12 protein-coding genes and 1 pseudogene are annotated in these 20,003 nt (G+C 66.7%); 7 read left to right on the top strand and 6 right to left on the bottom strand.

The features are described 5' to 3' along the window. Window positions 1–111: 111 nt before the first annotated feature. The 3 genes from CSW63_RS04950 to CSW63_RS04940 all read right to left on the bottom strand — a co-directional run bounded on the left by CSW63_RS04950 (window position 112) and on the right by CSW63_RS04940 (window position 5,985). Complete coding sequence (locus CSW63_RS04950; RefSeq protein WP_062096312.1) at window positions 112–1,443, bottom strand: hypothetical protein; 1,332 nt, start codon at window positions 1,441–1,443, stop codon at window positions 112–114. A gap of 75 nt (window positions 1,444–1,518) precedes the next feature. Next, entirely contained in the window at window positions 1,519–4,584 is a 3,066-nt protein-coding gene (locus CSW63_RS04945; protein WP_099502798.1) for a TonB-dependent receptor domain-containing protein, read from the bottom strand. A gap of 57 nt (window positions 4,585–4,641) precedes the next feature. Beyond that, window positions 4,642–5,985, bottom strand: coding sequence for a dicarboxylate/amino acid:cation symporter (locus CSW63_RS04940; protein ID WP_231737475.1), 1,344 nt, complete (start codon window positions 5,983–5,985; stop codon window positions 4,642–4,644). Between the two features lie 241 nt (window positions 5,986–6,226). Between CSW63_RS04940 and CSW63_RS04935 the strand changes: the two genes are divergently transcribed. After that, window positions 6,227–8,059: an ATP-binding protein gene (locus CSW63_RS04935; protein ID WP_062096315.1), complete on the top strand. Its 1,833-nt coding sequence runs from the start codon at window positions 6,227–6,229 to the stop codon at window positions 8,057–8,059. A 1-nt stretch (window position 8,060) separates the two neighbouring features. Beyond that, window positions 8,061–9,401 carry a sigma-54 dependent transcriptional regulator gene (locus CSW63_RS04930; RefSeq protein ID WP_062096316.1) on the top strand — a complete coding sequence of 447 codons (1,341 nt, stop codon included), beginning with the start codon at window positions 8,061–8,063 and terminating at the stop codon, window positions 9,399–9,401. On the opposite strand, the gene CSW63_RS04925 is transcribed toward CSW63_RS04930, so the two are convergent. Next, entirely contained in the window at window positions 9,398–11,392 is a 1,995-nt protein-coding gene (locus CSW63_RS04925; protein WP_062096317.1) for a winged helix-turn-helix transcriptional regulator, read from the bottom strand. The genes CSW63_RS04930 and CSW63_RS04925 overlap by 4 nt on opposite strands. 138 nt (window positions 11,393–11,530) lie before the next feature. On the opposite strand from CSW63_RS04925, the gene CSW63_RS04920 reads away from it, so the two are divergent. The 3 genes and pseudogenes from CSW63_RS04920 (at window position 11,531) to CSW63_RS04910 (ending at window position 14,216) form a co-directional block, all read left to right on the top strand. Next, window positions 11,531–12,268, top strand: coding sequence for a hypothetical protein (locus CSW63_RS04920; protein WP_062096321.1), 738 nt, complete (start codon window positions 11,531–11,533; stop codon window positions 12,266–12,268). Between the two features lie 646 nt (window positions 12,269–12,914). Continuing rightward, window positions 12,915–13,049: pseudogene (locus tag CSW63_RS04915) on the top strand (3-oxoadipyl-CoA thiolase); the annotation flags it as partial. Window positions 13,050–13,070: 21 nt separating this feature from the next. Continuing rightward, window positions 13,071–14,216 (top strand): acyl-CoA dehydrogenase family protein, encoded by a 1,146-nt coding sequence (locus tag CSW63_RS04910; protein WP_062096417.1) that lies wholly within the window; start codon window positions 13,071–13,073, stop codon window positions 14,214–14,216. Between the two features lie 60 nt (window positions 14,217–14,276). Here the strand turns inward: CSW63_RS04910 and CSW63_RS04905 are convergent, their stop codons facing one another. Next, the gene (locus CSW63_RS04905; RefSeq protein ID WP_062096418.1) at window positions 14,277–15,947 is read right to left on the bottom strand and encodes an NAD(P)/FAD-dependent oxidoreductase; all 1,671 of its coding nucleotides are present in this window, start codon (window positions 15,945–15,947) and stop codon (window positions 14,277–14,279) included. A gap of 198 nt (window positions 15,948–16,145) precedes the next feature. Here CSW63_RS04905 and CSW63_RS04900 point away from each other — a divergent pair, with 198 nt between their 5' ends. Then, window positions 16,146–17,000: an acyl-CoA thioesterase II gene (locus tag CSW63_RS04900; RefSeq protein WP_082749505.1), complete on the top strand. Its 855-nt coding sequence runs from the start codon at window positions 16,146–16,148 to the stop codon at window positions 16,998–17,000. A 10-nt stretch (window positions 17,001–17,010) separates the two neighbouring features. Here CSW63_RS04900 and CSW63_RS04895 read toward each other — a convergent pair whose 3' ends face one another. Further along, entirely contained in the window at window positions 17,011–18,609 is a 1,599-nt protein-coding gene (locus CSW63_RS04895) for an acyl-CoA synthetase (protein ID WP_062096420.1), read from the bottom strand. Between the two features lie 220 nt (window positions 18,610–18,829). Between CSW63_RS04895 and CSW63_RS04890 the strand changes: the two genes are divergently transcribed. Then, entirely contained in the window at window positions 18,830–19,933 is a 1,104-nt protein-coding gene (locus CSW63_RS04890; protein WP_062096423.1) for an NADH:flavin oxidoreductase, read from the top strand. Window positions 19,934–20,003 lie beyond the last annotated feature (70 nt).

Below are 20,003 nucleotides of genomic sequence, written 5' to 3'. Positions count from 1 at the left end.
TTCGCTGATTGCCCGTCGAACGATAGAGCTATTCACGCTTCGCGCAAAAGGAGGCATTTGCCTGGCCCAACGAGAAGGCAAGCGCTTCCCCTGGCGGCGCCGCTGTAAAGCCTAGCGCAAGCCTGGCTTTTCGCGGACATAGCTCCGGTTGGTCAGCGTCGGCGGGGTATAGGTCGGCCGGAAATGGCAGGCCTCTCCGTAGACGCTCACCGCGTCGGCGCAGAGTGCGGCAAGACGTGCGGCATCAGGTTTAGCGCCATAATCGATCCAGGCGCTCATCGCTCGAAACAGCGCGGCGTACTGCGGCGTGGCGAGCTTGGAATGCTCGTGTTCGTCGGTGAAGGCCTGAACGAGCAGCGCGCTCTTGCCAGCCTTGGCGACTGTGTCGTGCAGGACCTGCTCAAGTTCGACGAACGCAGTAGGGTCGTCGATGGCGTGCAGGGTCAGGGTTGGAACCTGAAGGTCGCCGGTCAGGTCGCTATCCTCCGACAACAGACGCACGCCCTCGGGGTCGGCGGCGAACCGCGCAACCCCGCTGTTCAGGGCTGCGTCATCATCGGACCCTTGGTAGACGACCCCTTCGTTGGTGAACGGATTGCGCCCACCCAAGCGCTTGTTGACGAGATCGGCGAAGGTGAAGGTCGACCAGCCCAGGTGGCTGCCCAGCGTGCGCTCAGGGATGCGCGTCACGGCCAGAATATTCGCGAGGTTTCGCTTCTGGACGGTGGATCGCTGCTCGGGCGGAAGATCGACTCCCGTGCAGGCGTTGACCCTTTCATCCAGTTGCCGATTGGTCAGCTTGGAGCCCACCGGCTGGCCCTGCCACAGCGGGTACTGGGCCTCGTTAGCGGCGGGGTGGTTCCCGCAATAGTACTGGTAGACCGCGCGCAGGTCGGCGCGGAAGTCGTAGGCGCGCGTGCCCCCCGACACAACGCCGTTGGTCAGGATCACGCCGTCGTAGACAGGCTTGCCGTCGGTGTCGCGCGCATAGAGCTCGGCGGTCTTGGCCGCGACGTTCGCGCCCCAGGACTGGCCGTGCAACAAGGTCCGTTTAGGGCGTCCGAACTGGGCCCAGAACAATTTGCGCAGGTTGTCGGTGTCTTCGGCGGCCGAGCGGACGCCATAGCCCTCTCGGCGATAGTTGGATCCCGCCCAAGCATAGCCCTCGGCCACCGTCACGGCGAAGCGCTGGAGGTCCTCGACGGCGTCGTCGGGCTTGGGCGTCTTCAGGCGCGGTCCGCCGTGGGCATGAACGACGAGAGACCCGTTCCAAGCTTTCGGGATGGCGATCCAGTAGTAGGCGCCATTCTGATCCTGACCGGCCAGGCAGTGCGTCGCGGCGGGCAGACCATTCGGACAAGCCCTGTCCGCCGCAGGTTCCGCGAGGGTCGCACAACCGGTCAAAGCGAGACCCAAGCCCAGAAGGGCGGCGGAAAGCTTCATCACAACAGCGCCTCGACGTTAGGAATAGTGCTGGCGCCGGCCGGTTCGCCCCCCGAACCGGCCGGCCAGTCGCGATCAGAAGGATTTGCTGACGCTGACGTACCAGTAGCGGGCATAGGGGTTGTAGAGCGAACCGATGTAGCCGCTCGACGACAGGGGCGGATCCTTGTCAAAGATGTTGCGCGCGCCAACCCGGATGCGGGTGTCGTTCGCCCAGCCCTTCTGCTCGAAACGATACTGACCGTAGAGATTGACCGTGGTCAGCGGCTTGACGCGCCAGGGTTCGCCGGTGGTCGACAGGAAGTCGGTGTCGAGCACCGAGCCTGTGTAGATCACCGAGGCCCCCACTTGGTAAGGGCCGGCGCGCCAGGTCGCAGAGCCATTCCACTTCCACTTGGGCTTGCCGTTCTTCTTCAGCAGATCGCCCGGATCGGTCAGCGGCGTTGCGCGATTGATCTTGCCGCTCGCGCGCGCCTCGAAAAGCTCGGCGAGCGGCGGCGAGAGCTGCTGGGAGTACTTGTCCATGAAGGTGCCGTCGACGTTTACGCTGAAGCGGCCGAGCGACTCGGTGCGCAAGGTCCAGTTCAAGCCTATGTCGATGCCGCTGACGGTCTGGGGCTGCAGGTTCTTGAACTGATCGCGGATCTCCAGGATCTGGCCCACGGGCGTCAGGCCCGTGCCATTGAAGAAGGCCACGTCATCGACCGTTGGGGCGGCGCGGATGACCGCAGCGTTGTTCGAACCGTTCAAGCGGAACAGGTAGTCCTGGATCGCGCCGTTGGTGGACCCCAACGTGCCGACGATACCCTCCTGCTTGATCTGCCAGCGGTCCAGGGTGACCGTTAAGCGCCCGAACTGCTCGGGGATGAAGGTCGGCTGCAACACCACCCCCACCGAGTAGCTCTCGCTCTCTTCGGCCTTCAGATCCGGATTCCCGGCCGTGGTGAAACGGATGCCGACGCCGCGCGAGCAGGCGGTGAAGGTCGAGATGCGGCCTGCACGAAGGTCTGCTTCGCAGCGATAATAGTCCGTGACGGTGTTGGTGCGCGAATAGCTGAACGGATTAGTGGTCTCCAGGTTGGGTGCGCGGAAGCCTTGCTGCCAGGAGCCCCGGACGCGCACGCCGTCGACCACGTCCCACGCCACGGCGATCTTCGGCTTCGCGACCGAGCCGAAGTCGCTGTAGTTCTCGAAGCGTCCAGCCAGTTGCACGTCGACGCGACGGACCAGCGGGATATTCATCTCAGGCGAAACCAGCGGCACGGCGAATTCCACGAACGCCGACCCGACATCGCGCGAGCCCTTGGTGCTGGGGGTGTCGTTGACGCCGGTGACGTTGCTGTTGCTGGTGTTCTTGGTGACCGGATCGGTGAACGGCGTACGGCCGTCCAGCATCGGATCACGACGGTCCTGCTGGGTCTCGTGGCGGAACTCTACGCCAGCGGCCACGCCGACGGGCCCCGCCCACAGGGTGACGAGATCGGGCTTGGAGACCTTGAAGTCCGCCAGTGTCAGGGTCGTGGTCGAATGGCGCTTAAGGCGGAAACGGATCGCGTCGAGCGCGGCCCGGGAACTGGGCGTGCAGTCACGGCCACCTGAGCCGTCCAGACAACCACCGTTGAAGAGATTGTAGGCGTCTGGCGTCGACAGGGCCAATTGGTTAGCCAGCTTCTGACTGTCGATGCCGTCGCTTTCGTCCTTGGCGTCGGCCTTGGAGTACAGGATCGCCGAGTCCCAGGACCAGCCCCAGGTCTCGCCCTTCAAACCGCCGAGGAGGCGGGTTTGATAGTTCTCGACCTCAACCTTGTTGGGCCCCAGGTCGTTGAAGCGGTAGTTGGTGAAGGTCACCGCCGCGCCGCTGGCCGCCACGTTGGTCAGGTTTGGCAGCCGGTTGGGGTTGGCCTGGCCGTTGGCGAAGGTCACGGGGCCGAAGGGATTCCAGTAGTTGCTGGCCGGAACGCCGATCGCGACGAGACTGGTGCCTTGCGTCGTCAGGCCCTCGGACGTCGCGTGATAGAAGTCGAGCTCGCCGTAGGCGGTCAGGGTGTCGTTGATGTCGTAGTGGGCGTTCAGGAAGATGTTCTGGCGTTCGATCTCCGGCGCGATGGTCGTCGCGTCGTTCTGCGGCGCGTTGTAGCGGTAGGCGTTGGCGGTGCTGCCGGTCGCCAGATTGCCCGTTCCGATGCAGAGGCCGTTGCCGATCTGAGTGGCGCAGCCCGGGATGGTGTTGGGCTGCACGTGGCTGGCGCCGGCGGCCGTGGTCAGCGCCGTCGTCCCCTGACGGATGGCGCTGGTGGCGCCGAAGACAGTGAAATTGGCGAACGAGTTCTGGTTGCCGCGATTGTCGGGCGCGCTGCTGGCAGCGTAGTCAGCGAAGCCCGCGAACAGCGGTCGCAGGTCCTGGGTCGCGGTGTAGTCTCGGTCGCTGGGACGCTGGGCGGTGCGCCAAGTGAAATTGCCGTTCAGCGAGATGTTGCCGCGCCCTTCGGCGAAGTTGCGGCCGGCAAAGATGTTGCTGCTGTATTCCTTGCGGTGGGTGCCTTCAGCCCAGCCGTACTGGGCGTCGACGGTCACGCCGTCGAAGTCGGTTTGCAGCACCGTGTTGACGACCCCCGCGACGGCGTCGGCGCCATAGATGGCCGCCGCGCCGTCGCGTAGCACCTCAAGGCGCTCCAGGTTCGCCGTCGGAATGGCGTTGGCGTTGTAGCCCAGCAGCGGCACCGTGCCCGAGGACTGGCTGGTCGGGTGAGACACAAGACGGCGTCCGTTCAGCAGCACCAGGGTGTTGCCGACGCCGAGACTGCGAAGGTTGATCGAGTTGACGTCGCCCCGTGTGGAGTTGCTGGTCTGCGGAGCGTTGCTGGGGTTGATGAACACGTCGCCCATCTGCGGGATGGAGCGGAACAGATCGTCGCCCGAGACCGCGCCGGTGGCGGCGATCTGGTTGTTGTCGAGGACCGTGACGGGCAGGGCGGCCGTCGTCTTGGCGCCCTTGATCTGGCTGCCGACCACGACGACTTCCTCGACCTTGGTGGCCTCGGCCTCCTGAGCCCCCGCGCTGCCGGCGGCGCTCAGCAAGACCAGTAGGGCGGCGCCCTGGACGAGATGGCGGCGATGGCCGCTACGGCTTTGGTAGGTCACGTGTTCAGCTCCCCAATGTATATTTGTTCTGACTGCGCTTGAGTTCGACGGAGCCGCCTAAGGGCGCGCCGGGTCGGGAATGGAATCGTCGGTGTCGGACGGCGGGGTCTTGGCGCTGAGGGCCGCCTTGAAGGCCGCGAGATCCAGCCCGCGCTCCCAACGCGAGACGACGATCGCGGCCACCGCGTTGCCGATGAAGTTGGTCAGGGCCCGGCACTCGGACATGAACCGGTCGATGCCCAGGATCAGCGCCATGCCGGCGACAGGAACCGAGGGCACCACCGACAGTGTGGCCGCCAGGGTGATGAAGCCCGCGCCCGTGACGCCCGCAGCGCCCTTGCTGCTCAGCATCGCTACGCCCAACAGCAGCGCCTGCTGCTCCCAGGACAGGTGAACGCCGGTGGCCTGGGCGATGAACAAGGCCGCCAGGGTCATGTAGATGTTGGTGCCGTCGAGGTTGAACGAGTAGCCGAGCGGGACCACCAGCCCCACGACCGACTTAGGACAACCGGCCTGCTCCAGCTTCTCGATCAGGCTGGGCAGCGCCGCCTCTGAAGAGCTGGTGCCCAGCACGAGGAGCAGTTCGGCCTTCAGGTAGCGGATCAGGCTGAAGATCGAGAAGCCGTTGGCGACCGCGACCGCGCCCAGCACCACCACCACGAACAACAGCGAGGTCAGGTAGAAGGTGCCAACCAGCAGGGCCAGGTTGGCGATCGAGGCGATGCCGTACTTGCCGATGGTGAAGGCGAAGGCCCCGAAGGCGCCGATCGGCGCGGCCTTCATGACGATGTGCACGAACTTGAAGAAGGCCTGAGCAACCAGCTCCAGGAAATCGATGACCGGCCGGCCTGGCTCGCCCACCAGGGTCAGGGACAGGCCAAACAGGATCGAGATCAACAGCACCTGCAGGATCTCGCCGTCGGCGAAGGCGCTGACCACGGTCGACGGGATAATGTTCATCAGGAAACCGACGATGGTCTGGTCATGCGCCTTGGCGGCGTACTCGGAGACCTTGTCGGTCTTCAGGGTCGCGGGATCGATGTTCATCCCCGCGCCCGGCTGGACGATGTTGGCGACGATCAGGCCGACAATCAGGGCCAGGGTCGAGAAGATGAGGAAATAGGTGAGCGCCTTGATCGCGACCCGCCCGACCTTGTCGAGGTCGCGCATGCCCGCAATGCCGGTCACCACGGTCAGGAAGATCACCGGGGCGATGACCATCTTCACCAGCTTGATGAAGGCGTCGCCAAGCGGCTTCAGCGATTGACCGAGATCAGGCAGGAAATGCCCGATCAAACCACCCCCGACGATCGCCAGCAGAACCTGGAAGTACAGGTTTCGATAGAACGGCCTGGCCTGCTCTGACGGTCGCGCCGCAGCGCCCGGTTGGATCGTCTTCACTGTCGCCTCATGGCCTGGCCCGAGAGCCATGTTTCCACCCCGCGCCTTTGCCGGGGCGCTTGGATAGACGATCCTTGGGACGAGGAAACCGCGCAAGAAAACCCGAAAAAAGCGCCAAGACATTGTCTTTTAGAACAAAATCCCCGCCACGAACGACGCGGACGCTCCGGCGATTGGCGAAAACCCCTACCACCCCTCGCCACAATGTGCGGAAATCCGCACAAACTTGGGAAGCCACGAGATGAGGGTCCAACCACCCCAGTTCACCGATCCGGTCGTAAGACGCTGGGCGATCTTCCTGGCGATGAGCCTCGTGTTGCTAACGGGTCTCGTCGGCTTCACCGGCGCTGTGGTGGAGAGGCGGGCCGTGGCCGAGTTGGCCCGTCAGGCGCAGAGCTCCGCAGCCCTGCACGCCGCTGTTCTGCGCAGCGAGTTGGCGAAGCATCGCTCCTTGCCCTTCGTGCTGGCCCAGGACCCCGATGTGGCGGCGACCCTGCGCTCGGCCGATCCAGGCGGCGTGGATGCTCTGAACCGCAAGCTGGAGACGCTCAGCGCCGGCACGCGGGCGGCGGTCATCTATGTCCTCAACGCCAGGGGCATGACCATCGCGGCCAGCAACTGGCGCGAACCGACCAGCTTCGTCGGCTCCGACTACAGCTTCCGGCCCTACTTCAAGGACGCGCGCGACCAGGGCGTCGCGGAGCTGTTCGCCCTCGGCACTGTCAGTCGACGTCCTGGCCTGTTCATGGCGCGCCGGATCGAAGGCCCCGATGGTCTTCTGGGCGTCGTTGTGGTCAAGGTCGAGTTCGAGGCCCTTGAGGCGGAGTGGTCCGCTTCGGAGCCGGCGTTCGCGGTCGACCCCAAGGGCGTCGTCCTGGTGACCTCGATCCCGTCCTGGCGGTTTATGACGCTCGCGCCCCTGCCGCGTACTGAGCAGGCACGACTCCGCGCCGAACAGCGCTTCGGTAATGCGCCCTTCGACGTGCTAGTCGCCCAGCCGCCGCCAGCAGGGGATCGTCCTCCCGCGCTCACGACGATCAAGGTTCCGGGCCAGGATGAGACCCGGTACATGACCGCCAGCGTCAAGCTGAGCGCGGCGGGCTGGACGGTCTACACCTTCACCCCGGTCGGCGCGGCGCTCCGGACGGCGGTGACCGGCGCCCGCGCCATCGCGCTTCTGGCCGGTCTCGCCGTCTGCGCCCTGGCCGCCGCGCTCGTGCGTTGGCGGGGGCGGGCCAGCCTTCGCGCCGCGCGTGAAGAAGCCGCGCGCCGAGAGCTGGAAGCCCATGTCGCCGAGCGAACCGCCGCGCTTCGCGAGACCAACCAGCGCCTCACCGTCGAGATGGAGGAGCGTCGCCGCGCCGAAGCGCACGTCCATCTGATGCAGGACGAACTGATCCAGTCGAACAAGCTGGCCACACTGGGTCAGATCGCAGCGGGAGTGGCGCACGAAATCAACCAGCCGGTCGGCGCCATCCGGGCTTATGCCGATAACGCCGCTGTCTTCCTCGACCGCGCCGACAGCCGGAGCGCACGGACCAACCTGGACCTGATTTCCGGACTGACCGACCGGATCGGGCTGATAACCGACGAACTGCGCGCCTTCGCCCGTAAGTCCGGAGGATCGCCCGCCCCCTTGGCGGTGCGTGAGGTGGTCGACGGCGCGCTTCTTCTGGTGGGGCCGCGCCTTCGACAACAGGGCGTGCGTGTCGTGCGCGAGGTGGCGGACGAGGCGGCCAAGGTGCTGGCCGAGCGATTTCGCCTCGAACAGGTTTTGGTCAACCTGTTGCAGAACGCGATTGAGGCTTTGGAGGAGACCAAAAACGGCGAGATCGCCGTCCAAGTCCTGGTCAAGCGCGCGCAGGTCCGGATCATCGTCGCCGACAATGGCCCGGGCGTCGCGCCCGAGGCCACCAGTACGCTCTTCACGCCTTTCGCCACCACCAAGCCACGCGGCCTCGGTCTTGGCCTGGTGATCAGCCGCGACATCGTCGCCGAATTCGGCGGCGAGCTTTATCTGGAGCCGTCACCGCGTGGGGCGCGCTTCGTCATGTCTCTTCCCAAGGCCCGTTAGAATGTCCGTGAACCTGGTCGCCTTCATCGACGATGATGACATGCTGCGCGCCGCCAACGTGCAGACGCTCCAACTCGCCGGTTTCGAGGTGCGCGCGTTCGCCGGGGCCGAAGAGGCTCTTCGCGCGGTGGATGCAAGCTTCGCCGGCGTCGTCGTCAGTGACATCCGCATGCCGCGGATGGACGGCCGACAGCTCTACCGCCGCCTCAAGGCGGAGGACCCCGACCTGCCGGTGATCCTGGTGACGGGCCATGCCGACGTGGCCGAAGCGGTCGAGGCGCTGCAGGACGGCGTCTACGATTTTGTCGCCAAGCCCTATCCGCCGGATCGGCTGGTCTCCAGCGTCCGGCGCGCCATGGAAAAGCGGCGCCTGGTCCTGGAGAACCGCGCCTTGCGGGCCATGGCCAGCCAGGCCCAGAGCGATTGGCCGCTGATCGGCCAGACCCCGGTCATGGAGCGCCTGCGCGCCACCTTGCGGCAGCTCGCCGGCGCCGACGTCGATGTGTTGATCGAGGGTGAGACCGGCGTTGGCAAGGAACTGGCGGCGCGCGCCCTGCACGCCTGGGGGCGCCGCCGGGATCGTGAGTTCGTCGCCGTCGATTGCGCTGCCCTGCCCGCCGGAACGCTGGACAGCGAGCTGTTCGGTCACGAGCTTGGCGCATTCAACGGTGCAGTGCGCCAGCGGGTCGGACGGATCCAGCAGGCCGATCGCGGCACCCTATTCCTGGACGAGATCGAAACCCTCGCGCCTGAAGCGCAGGGCAAGTTCCTGCGCGTGCTCGAGGAGCGGGAGGTGACGCCGATCGGCTCCAACCGCGCCCATACGCTGGACCTGCGTGTCGTGGCCGCCGCCAAGGGCGATCTGGGCGAGGCGGTTACGGCGGGCGTCTTCCGGCAGGATCTGTTTCACCGCCTCGATGTCGTCCGCATCCGCATCCCCCCCCTGCGCGAGCGTCGCGACGATGTCCCACTGCTGTTCGCGCACTTTCTGGCCCGGGCCTGCGAGCGGCTCGACCGCGCCCCGCCAGCCGTGGACGACAAGGTCCGCTGGCGTCTGCACAATCATGACTGGCCCGGGAATGTCCGTGAACTGGGCCACTACGCCCAGCGCGTCGCCCTCGGTCTCGCCGATCAGGTCGCAGACGCCACGACCAACCTGCCGCCCCTGCCCGAGCGCGTCGCGACCTATGAGGCCCATATCATTGAAGAGGCGCTGACCACGACAGGCGGCGACGTGCGCGCGGCGCTGGAGATCCTGCGTATTCCCCGCAAGACCTTCTACGACAAGGTCGAGCGTCACGGACTGGATCTTGAGCGATTCCGCCGACGCGAGGAACGTTAAGGGCGTTGCGCGGCCCCTCCGAACCGATCGGTCCGCGCAGCGCGGCGGCGCTCGATCAGAGCGGCGAGACCGGGCGACGAGCGCCAGATGGCGGCGTAGGCGGGGTCCTCGCGAACGGCAGGCGGAAATTCGTGGACGCCGTAGGGCAAGGCCCACGGCAGATAGAGCGAGCCGGCGTTGACCGCTTGGCGGAGCAGGATCAGGGCGCGGTCGGCGCGACCGGCGGCGGCGTATTCGAACGCCAGGGTGAAAGCCTGATCGCCCCAGGTGCTGCCGAACTTCACCTCGCCCGCCCCCGCGAAGGCCTCGGGTCCGCCGATCTCGCGATCCTCGCGGGCCAGCACCGCCAGGAAGGCGGCCGGCCGGCCGTCCAAGGCGTTCGCGGCCTGTCGCATACGCTCGGCCAGCGCGGCGACCCCAGGCGGCGGCCGACCGCGCCAGCGCCGCTGCACCGCCTCGTCGGCGTCGGCGCGGAGGCCCGCCGCGTCCGCCGCCCCCAGCCGCATGAGATAGAGGTCGTGAAGCACGAAGACATTCCCCGGCGAACGGTCCAGAAGCTTCCGGTAATCCGCTGCGGCGACGGCGGTCCGACCGGCGCAGTGCTGCATCCGCGGCACAGCCATCGCCCGCCAGTCGTCTCCCGGCAAGAGACCCGCCGCTATCCGGGCGTGGCGCAGCGCCGCCTCGCAACGCCCCGAAAGCGCCAGGCCGTAGGCGTACCAAGTGTTAGCGTCCGGCGAGTTAGGATCGATCGCCACCGCGCGTTCCAGCAACTTGTCGGCCTCCTCCCAGCGCAGGGCGCGTCGGAAGTCACGGGCGGTGGCGGCCAGGGCCTCGGTGTCGTCGGGATCTGCGGCGATCGCCTGCGCCAGGAACCGCGCCGCGCGCTGCTGGCGCGCCTGATAGGCCTGCGCCGTCTCATCGGGGCGCTGAAACTCCGGAACCGCCTCGACCTGATAGCCCAGCATCAAACCGGGCGCGGCGTCGGGGTCCATGGCCAGAACCCTGGCCTGGACCGCCCTCGTCTCGCGTTCCAGGCGGGTGAAGGTGGCCCAGTCGCGATTGTGGCGCGCCTTGTGCGCAGCCGACAGGGTCTGCCGAGCCTCGGCCACCAAGCGTGTGATCTCGGGATTGGCCGGCTCGCGCGCGGCGGGGACGCCCTGCACTCGATCGCCCAGCCAGATGGCGACGTAGCGGGCGACCGCCGACAGGGCCCGCTCCCGCACGGTGGGGTCCACCACGCCCCGCGCATCGAAGGCCGCGCTCCAGACCCGCGCGCCGCTACGGCGATCGGTGAGGGTCAGCGCCACGGCCGGCTGCGATGACAGGCCGGGCTCGGCTGGAGAGACGACGCCGCCCAGCAGCAGGGCGGGCTTGTCGCCGGACTCTCCCTGCGCGCCCTCGGACTCCACACGCAGCCCCTTCATCCGCGACAAGGTCGTCGTCAGATCGGCCGTCAGCCGCGCGGCCTCCGGCGCCAGCTCCGGGTTCGCGGGCCGCAGGGCGACGACTGTCAGGCTAGCGATCTCTGGCGCACGCGGCGGCAGCAGCCGCCAGACGGCAAGGCCCGCGATCAACAGCGCCACCGCCGCAAGCAGCGCCGACCACGCGTAGCGCCAGCGCAGCGGCGCGGACTTCGGGATCGCGGGCTCTGCCGCCGGGGCGGAAGCCACCTCAACTGCAGTCAGGCGATAGCCGACCTTGCGCTGGGTGGTCAGGGTGAAGGCGCCAGTCTCTGCGGCCAGCTTGCGCAGGCGCGAGATGACGCGGTTGATCGCATCCTCGCTGACGGCCCGACCGTCCCAGGCGGCGTCGACGAGCGCCGCGCGGGACACCACCTTGCCCTGACTTCGCGCCAGCACCAGGAGGGCGCGCATGACCTGAGGCTCGAGCACGTGATCGCGGCCGTCGACACTGACTTCGCATGAGGACGGGCGCAGCCGCGCCACGCCCAGAGCCATCTCAGCCTGATCCGCCAATGCTTGGGTCATGCGCCCCTGGTCCGCCCGCGTAACCTTGATACGCCAAGGTCATCAGGAAGAAATCAGTTTTCCAACAGGTCCCGGTCCTTTCTCACCGGCAAGTGACCGCCTCCTCATCGGGCGTCCAGAACGGGGGCTTTGAACAAGATGACCGACCATCCCACTTCCATCGCGCGAGGCCGCGAACCGACCCGTGCCACGTCCGACCGCGGCTTCTTCCTGATCATGGCGATCGCCATCGCCCTGACCGTGGTGGTCGGCTTCTCGGTCAGCTTCGCGCGCCCCCAGACCGCCTTCGCCAGCGCGCCCTGGCACGTGCATCTCCACGCGGCCGTATTCAGCCTCTGGATCGCGCTCTACCTCGTGCAGAACGCACTGGTGACCCGGGGAAACTTCGGCCTTCACCGCACCCTGGGGGTGTTCGGCGCGGGCTGGGTGTTGGTCATGGTGGCCGTCGGAATCCACACGACGGTGATGGCTCTGGTGCTGCACCGTGTGCCCCCCTTCTTCCCGCCGGGCGTCTTTCTCGTGCTGGACGTCGCCGGAGTCCTGACCTTCGCGGCGCTGACCTTGGCTGCGGTGGCCCTGCGCCGCGACGCCGCCTGGCACAAGCGGCTGATGCTGTGCGGCACGATCATGGTCATGAGCCCAGCCCTAGGCCGACTTCTGCCCATGCCCCTGCTTGGCCCCTGGGCCAGCTGGGCGGTCAGCGGGACCATGCTGCTCTATGTCCTGGTCGCGGTCCTCTATGACCGGGCCACGCGCGGCAAGGTCCATCCCGCTTACGCCTGGGGGACGGGCGCGATCATCCTGACCCAGCTCCTGATCGCCGGCCTCGGCTTCGCGCCGCCGATCCTGGCTCTCGCCGCGCGCCTGCAGGGCTAGCCGCGCATCAGAGGCGGTCGGAACTGAGAGCTATGCGTAGGCCCTCGCTCTCTAGATTCTGGCGCCGGGGCGGACGCCGTGAAGGTCCGCGAAGGGGTGGAAGTCGGACAGGCCGCAGGCCCCCACCGGACCATGCTATGCATGGTCGTCCGCCCCCATAGGGGGCAGAAGGTGCGCTCCCTTCTTCCCCCTATGGGGGAGGAGCGCCGAAGGCGCGGAGGGGGCGAGTATGGGTCGGGTCCTGAAACTGGCGCCGCCCCAACAACCAGACCTTCGCCTTATCCTGTTCTGGCGTTCGTTTCCGTTCCCGACCCAGGTCGGACAGAGCGGAAGGCGCAACAAATGGCGCCCACGACGCGGCGTACAGCACCTTCTCCGTCCGGCGACATCTGATGCGGCGACCCAACCTTCACCTGCAAGAGAAGGCGGCAGCCTGAAACGGTCGCGTATGGGCTCGCCTCCACCGGGCGCAATTGGCCTGACGGCCCTCTGAACACGGCTTTCGCAAATCCCATACGTGCGGTTTGCAGCGTCGCTCCCCGCATTGTTGACGCTCGTTCGGCCCCTTCCTACCGCTGCGCTTGTGGGATGAGCCAAGGGACAACGTATGAACGACACCGCCCATATCTGTGACGGGATCCGCACCCCGATCGGCCGCTACGGCGCGCGCCTAGTGCTCACCGCCCTGCGTCAACTGGAGGCGAGCGGCGGCAACCGGGGTCTCGCCACCCTCTGCATCGGCGCCGGCCCGGGCGCGGCCCTAGCCTTCGAGCGCCTCTAGCAAAGTGACAAGGACCCGCAAATGATCGAACCAGAAACCCTCAGCGCATTGATCGAGACGATCGAGCGGTTCGCCTCCGAGCGCTTGCGACCGGCCGAGAGCAAGGCCTCTGAGGACGACGCCATACCCCCCGAACTGATTGAAGAAATGAAGGCGCTGGGCCTGTTTGGCCTGTCGATCCCGGAAACCTATGGGGGCTTGGGCCTGAACCTTGAAGAAGAAGCGCGGATCGTCATGGCCCTGTGCCACGCCGCGCCCGCTTTCCGTTCGGCATTCGGCACCAACGTCGGTATCGGCAGCCAAGGCCTGGTGATGTTCGGCGATGAAGAGCAGAAAGCGCGTTGGCTACCGAGCATCGCCTCGGGCGAAACCATCACAGCCTTCGCTCTGACGGAGGCCGAAGCAGGATCCGACAGTGGCTCGGTACAAACCCGAGCAGTCCTTGACGGCGACCACTACGTTCTTAACGGCGTGAAGCGCTACATCACGAACGCCGGCCGTGCTCACTTGTTCACAGTCATGGCGCGCACCGATCCGGCCGTCCAAGGTGGCGCTGGCGTGTCGGCCTTCCTGGTTCCGGCGGGCCTGCCTGGTCTCAGTGTCGGCAAGCCCGAAAAGAAGATGGGCCAACAAGGCGCACACATTCATGACGTCGTTTTCGAGGATGTCCGCGTGCCGGTGGGTAACCGCTTGGGGGCCGAGGGCGAGGGCTTCACATTGGCCATGCGCGTGCTGGATCGCGGCCGCGTTCATATCTCAGCGGTATGCGTTGGCGTTGCCGAGCGCCTAATCGCCGACTGCGTGGCCTATGCGCGCGAACGCAAGCAGTTTGGCCAGCCGATCGCTAACTTCCAGCTGATCCAGGCGATGATCGCCGACAGCAAGACCGAGGCGCTCGCCGCCAAGGCTTTGGTGCTGGACACCGCTCGCAAGCGCGACGCCGGCCAGGATGTCACGCTCGAGGCGGCGGCCACCAAGCTCTTCGCATCCGAGATGGTTGGCCGGGTCGCGGATCGAGCCGTTCAGCTGTTCGGCGGCGCGGGCTATGTTGCAGACTACGGGATCGAACGTCTGTTTCGTGATGTCCGCATCTTCCGCATCTACGAAGGCACGAGCCAGATCCAGCAACTCATCATCGCCCGCGAAACCCTCAAGCGCGGCGGCTGAAACAGCAGGGGCGGCGCCGCCGAGCGACGCCGCCCTTAGTGCTTCGCGCGCGCGCCTTCCTTAGCTCGCCCGCTCAAGACCTCGCACGTCTTGAGACGCAGGCGCCCGGGCGAAAACGAAGTCCTTGTAGCCGTTCTCGGCTGCGAGACGGCACGCTTCGCTGTAGCGCTGGAAGCCGCCGGTATACATGCTCAAGCCGCGCGGCTTGCCGCTGATATTGCCCCCCACATACCAGGTGTTGGCCTTGGAGACGAGCGTGAGCTCCGCCAGGCCATAGACGGTGTTCATCCAGGCCTCTTCAGCCGCTTCCGTCGGCTCGATCGTCGCAAGACCTTCCTGGCGCATGTGGGTGATCGCGTCGGCGATCCAGTCGATGTTCTGCTGGTCCAAGGTGATGATGTTGGCCAGAGCGGCCGGACCGTTGGGGCCACAGACCAGGAACAGGTTCGGGAATGAAGAGATCATCAGACCCAGGTGCGACTTGGCCCCGTCACGCCACTTGTCCCGTAGCTGCAGGCCGCCCCGGCCGACCACGTCGAAGTTGAGCAGCGCGCCCGTGAGCCCATCATAGCCGGTGGCGAAGATCAGCACATCCAGCTCGACCTCTCCGCCTTCCGTCAGCAGTCCTGCGGGGGTGATCCTGACGATCGGGCTTTCCAGGCAGTCATGCAGTTTGACGTGCGGCAGGTTGAAGGTCTCGTAGTAGTGCGTGTCCAGGCACGGACGGCGGGCGAAGATCGGATAGCCGCGCGGCTTGAGCTTCTCGGCCGTGACCGGGTCGGTGACGACCTCACTGATCTTGCCGCGCACGAACTCGGCGACCTGGTCGTTGGCCTCGGGATTGACCAGAAGATCCGAGAAAGTGCCCAGGAACGCCAGACCGCCCCGCGCCCAGGAGTCCTCCATCAGGGCGCGACGCTGCTCGGGCGTGACGCTGAAGAACGGCCGGGTCGACTGAGGCCGCACACCGCCCAGCGGACTGTTGCGCGCCACCTGACGAATGCCAGCGTAGTTGCGCTTCAACTCGGCGACATAGTCCGGCTCCAGCGTCACATTTCGCATTGGCAGGGTGAAGCTCGGCGTGCGCTGGAAGACCGTGAGGGCTCCGGCGGTCTTGGCGACTTCCGGCACGATCTGGATGCCTGTCGAGCCGGTGCCGACCAGACCGACACGCTTGCCCTCGAAGCTGACGGGCGTGTGCGGCCACTTGGCGGCCAGCAGGATCTCGCCCTCGAAGTCCTCGGCGCCCTCGAACGGAACGCCCTTGGGGATCGACAGCGGGCCCGAGGCCATCACGCAATAGGTCGCCTCGAACACCCGGCCATCATCAACCGTGACGCGCCAGACATTGGCCGCCTCGTCATAGGCCGCGCCCGTGACCCAGGTCTCGAACAGAAAGTGTCGGCGCAGGTCCAGACGATCCGCGACGAAGTTGGCGTAGGCCAGGATTTCGCTCTGCGCGGCGAACTGCTCGCTCCAGGTCCATTCCTGCTCGATCTCGGGCGAGAACGAATAGCAGTAGTCCAGGCTCATCAGGTCGCAACGCGCGCCCGGATAGCGGTTCCAGTACCAGACCCCGCCGACGTCGCCGCCCGCCTCGAAGCCCTGGACGGTCAGGCCCATGCCGCTCAGCTTGTGAACGGCGTACATGCCGCCAAAACCCGCGCCGATAACGAGCGCGTCGATCCGGGTCGGTTGTTGGCTTGCGGTCGGTTGTTGCGACGCGGTCATGGCGATCTCCCTCAGGAACGCCCCTTTGTCGCGGCGACACCCTCCCCTTCGCCAGACGCGGCCGCCTTGGCGCGCGAACATCACGGATGTGTCTGTTGGGAGTCGACGCTAGCGCGCCCTTGATCGAATCCGCCCGCCCGTCGAATGGCTGAGCCTGGCGTCCCCTGGCCTTGGCCCGGACGCCGCGAGGAAACGCAGATGACCGACCAGAACGCCTCGACGGCGCCCGAAAACACTTCGCCATCACGCCTGATGCGCTTCGAGGCGACGCCGGGTTCGTCGCGCCAGACCCTGATCGCCGACCGACGCCTGTGCGTTGGCCCTCCTGGCAATGTCTTCGTCTTTGGCGGCGTGCTTTTCGGTTCAGCCCTGGCGGCTCTGGAGGATCACCTCCAACGCCCGGTCGTCTGGTCGACGATCCAGTTTCTGAGCCCCGTACGCCCCGAGGAGACACTTGAGCTGACCATCCAGGTTCCAGGACCTGGACGAACGGTCTCTCAGGCGCGCGTGGTCGGCCGTGTGGGCGATCGCGAGATCTTCCTCGCCACGGCGGCCCTGGGCGTCCGCGAAGAGCCGCTCGACCATGCTTGGGATGCGGCGCCCGATGTTCCCCCGCCAGAGGCCTGCGAAACGGCCAAGCTGTGGCCCCACGGCCAGGAACCCGGCACGCTGCTCGAGACCCTGGAGATGCGCATCCCGCCCGGCGCTTTCGCGGAGACCGAGCCGACCGGAAAGCTGGCCGACAGCGGCAGGACCGTCTTCTGGGTGCGGGCGCGCCAGGCGCTGCCGATGGACATCAGCGTCCTGGCCCTCTTTGGCGACTTCACGCCCTATGCTCTCAGCAAGGCGCTGGGAGGCGGCCTGGGCGGGGTGAGCCTGGACAACACCTTGCGAGTGATCCGGCGCGTCGAAACAGACTGGATCCTCTGCGACGCGCGAATCCAGGGCATCCGTTCGGGCTTCGCCCATGGTGACATCCGCCTGTTCGCCCGAACCGGCGAATTGATGGCGATCGGCGGCCAGTCGATGAACGCCTGGCCGCCGCGCCGTTAGGCGCTAAAGATCAGGCGGTCTCGGTCGCCAGCGCGATCGCGGTGCGGTAGTCGGCCTTACCGCTCTCGTGCCGGGGCACGGTGTCCACCAATACGAAGCGCTTAGGGTGCTTATAGGCCGACAGCGTCTGAGCCAGGCCCGCCCGAACGCGCGCCTCGTCGAACACGCCGTCGGCTTTCAGGATCGCCACGACGATCTTGCCCCACTTGTCGTCGGGCTGGCCCACCACCAGCACGTCGGCGACGCCCGGCTGCAGCTTCAGCGCCTCCTCGACCTCCTCGGGGAAGACCTTCTCGCCGCCAGTGTTGATCGACAGGTTGCCTCGGCCGATCAGGGTGAACTGATTGGGCGGCATCCAACGAGCGAAGTCGCCGGGCACGGCGTAGCGCACGCCGTCGATCACCCGATAGGTGGCCGCCGTCTTCTCCGGATCGCCGAAATAGCCGTTGGCCATGGCGCCGCTGCGGGCGATGAAGCCCTCGGAGGGCCGATCCTTCGGCATGATCGCGCCCGTATCGGGGTCGATCAGAACAGTCAGGGGTGCGGCGTCGAACACGCCGGTTTCTGGGATCTTGCCCGCCTTGGCCACCGAGTAGCCCAGCCCAGAGGCTTCCGATGCGCCCAGGATGTCGACCAGCGCGATGTTGGGCATGTGCCGCAGCAGCCCCTCCTTGACCTCCTTGGACCAGGTCAGGCCTGCGGAACTGATCGCCCGCATGCTGGACAGGTCATAGGCGCCCGGCGCGTCGTCCAGCGCCTTCAACATGGGCTTGGCGAAGACGTCGCCGACGATCGAGACCCGCGTGGCGCGATGCTTCTCGACCTCGCGCCAAAGCTGGGCCGCGTCAAACCGGTCGCCGGACAGGATGATCGCCGTCCCGCCATTGAGCAAATCGCCCATGGCCGAATTGCTGCCCGAGCCATGCATCAGCGGACAAGCCGGAATGATCCGGCTGTCGGTGGCGCGGACGGTCTCCAGGTGCTCTTCCATGGTCTGGGGGACGCGGGCGATCAGCGGCGACTCCAGCTGGACGCGCCGGGACTGATCGGTGGACCAGTGCACGCCCTTGGGCTTGCCGGTCGTGCCGCCGGTGTAGAGCAGATAGCCGTCGTCGGCCGAGCGGGTGATGTCCAGCGGCTTGCCGTCGCCGGTCCGCGCCAGGGTTTCGTAGGACAGTGCGCCTTCCGGGGGGGCTTCAGGCGAGCGCTCGTTCTCGATCCGCACCCAGGCCTGTACGCCGGGCAGTCGCTCCTGCAACGACGCCAGCATCCCGTCGAAGTCCGACTGATAGAACAGCACCTCGGCGTTGCAGTCGTTCAGGACGTAGGCGATCTCGTCGGCCGTGTAGCGGTAGTTGAGATTGACGGTCAGCAGCCGCGCCTTCACGCCGGCGACCAGGAATTCCAGATAGGCCGGGTGATTGCGGCACAGGATCCCGATCCGGGCGTCCGGTTTCAAGCCAAGATCGATCAGAGCCTTGGCCAGGTTGTTAGTACGGCGATCAAACTCCCCCCAGGTGACGACCGCATCGCGCCAGATCAAGGCGGGACGCTCGGGCGGCGCGGCGCGCGCGACCGCGTCGAAGATGTCACCATAGTTCCAGTTCAAGGCGGCCTCCCGAGGTCTCTTTCCTGGAAGGTCTAAGAGGCGACGGGAGCGTCGCCGCGCAGGCCGTCCCATCGCCTCCATAAATCACGTGGGTGATGCGCGCGGCGCGATCGCGAACTTTGATGCGCCTGACCGCCGCCCCCGCCTAGTCGTTGCGAAAACCCAGCTCAAAGCCTGGGGCGAGACGCCTCGGCCCGTGCACGCACCTGGAGGATTCGCGGTGTCTACTTCCACGCTTTTCGCGCCGACCACCGTGGCGGGTCTCGCGCTTCGCAATCGCGTAGTCATGTCGCCGATGACCCGACGCTTCTCGCCGGGCGGCGTTCCGAACCAGGCCGTCGCCGACTACTACCGCCGGCGCGCCGAGGCCGGCGTCGGCGTGATCATCACCGAAGGCGTCGCGATCAACCATCCGGCGGCGGTCGACCACGCGGACATCCCCAACTTCCATGGCCCGGCCCTGAACCAATGGAAGACGATCGCGGCCTCGGTGACGTCGGCGGGCGCGGCGTTCATTCCCCAGCTTTGGCACATCGGCGGCCACCGCTCCCTCACCGCCAACCCGCCGAACGCCAGCGCGCCCTCCATTTCGCCCTCCGGCGTCTACGAGCCCGGCAAGCCCTTTGGGGCGCCCGCGACCGAGGCCGAGATTGAGACGGTGATAGAGACCTACGCCCAGGGCGCGCGCGACGCGGTGGCGATCGGCGCCAGCGGCGTCGAGATTCATGGCGCGCACGGCTACCTGATCGACCAGTTCTTCTGGTCGGCCACCAACCAGCGCGGCGACCGCTATGGCGGCGACATGATCGAGCGCCTGCGCTTCGCCATTGAGGTCATCAAGGCCTGTCGTTCGGCGGTGGGGCCAAACTTCCCGATCTTCTTCCGCTATTCCCAGTTCAAGCAGGTCGACTACACCGCGCGCCTTTGCCAGTCGCCCCAAGAGTTGGCGGCCTTCGTCCAACCGCTGGTCGACGCCGGTGTCGACGTCTTCGACTGCTCGCAACGGCGCTTCTGGGAGCCGGAATTCGAAGGCTCGCCGCTGAACCTGGCCGGCTGGACCAAGACACTGACCGGCAAGCCGACGATGACCGTCGGCTCGGTCGGCCTGGACGGCGACGTCGTCGCCAGCCTGCGGGAAGGCGTCGATGTCATCCACGCCTCCTCGCTCGACAAGCTGGACGTGATGTTGGAGCGCGGGGACTTCGATCTGGTGGGCGTCGGCCGCGCCCTGCTGGCCGATCCGCGCTGGGTGGAAAAGGTCCGCGACGGTGAGAGCGACAAACTGGTCGGCTTCACGCGCTCAGCGCTCGAGACCCTCGTCTGATCCATCACCCATGTGATTAGCGCCGCCGCCGGCGATCGGATGTCTGCGGCGTCGGCGAGCTGGCGTTTGC

The sequence above is a fragment of the Caulobacter sp. FWC26 genome, from assembly GCF_002742645.2.
In the GTDB taxonomy this organism is placed as follows: Bacteria; Pseudomonadota; Alphaproteobacteria; order Caulobacterales; family Caulobacteraceae; genus Caulobacter.
Note: the sequence above shows the minus strand (reverse complement) of the source record. Positions and strands in the feature narration are given on the sequence as shown.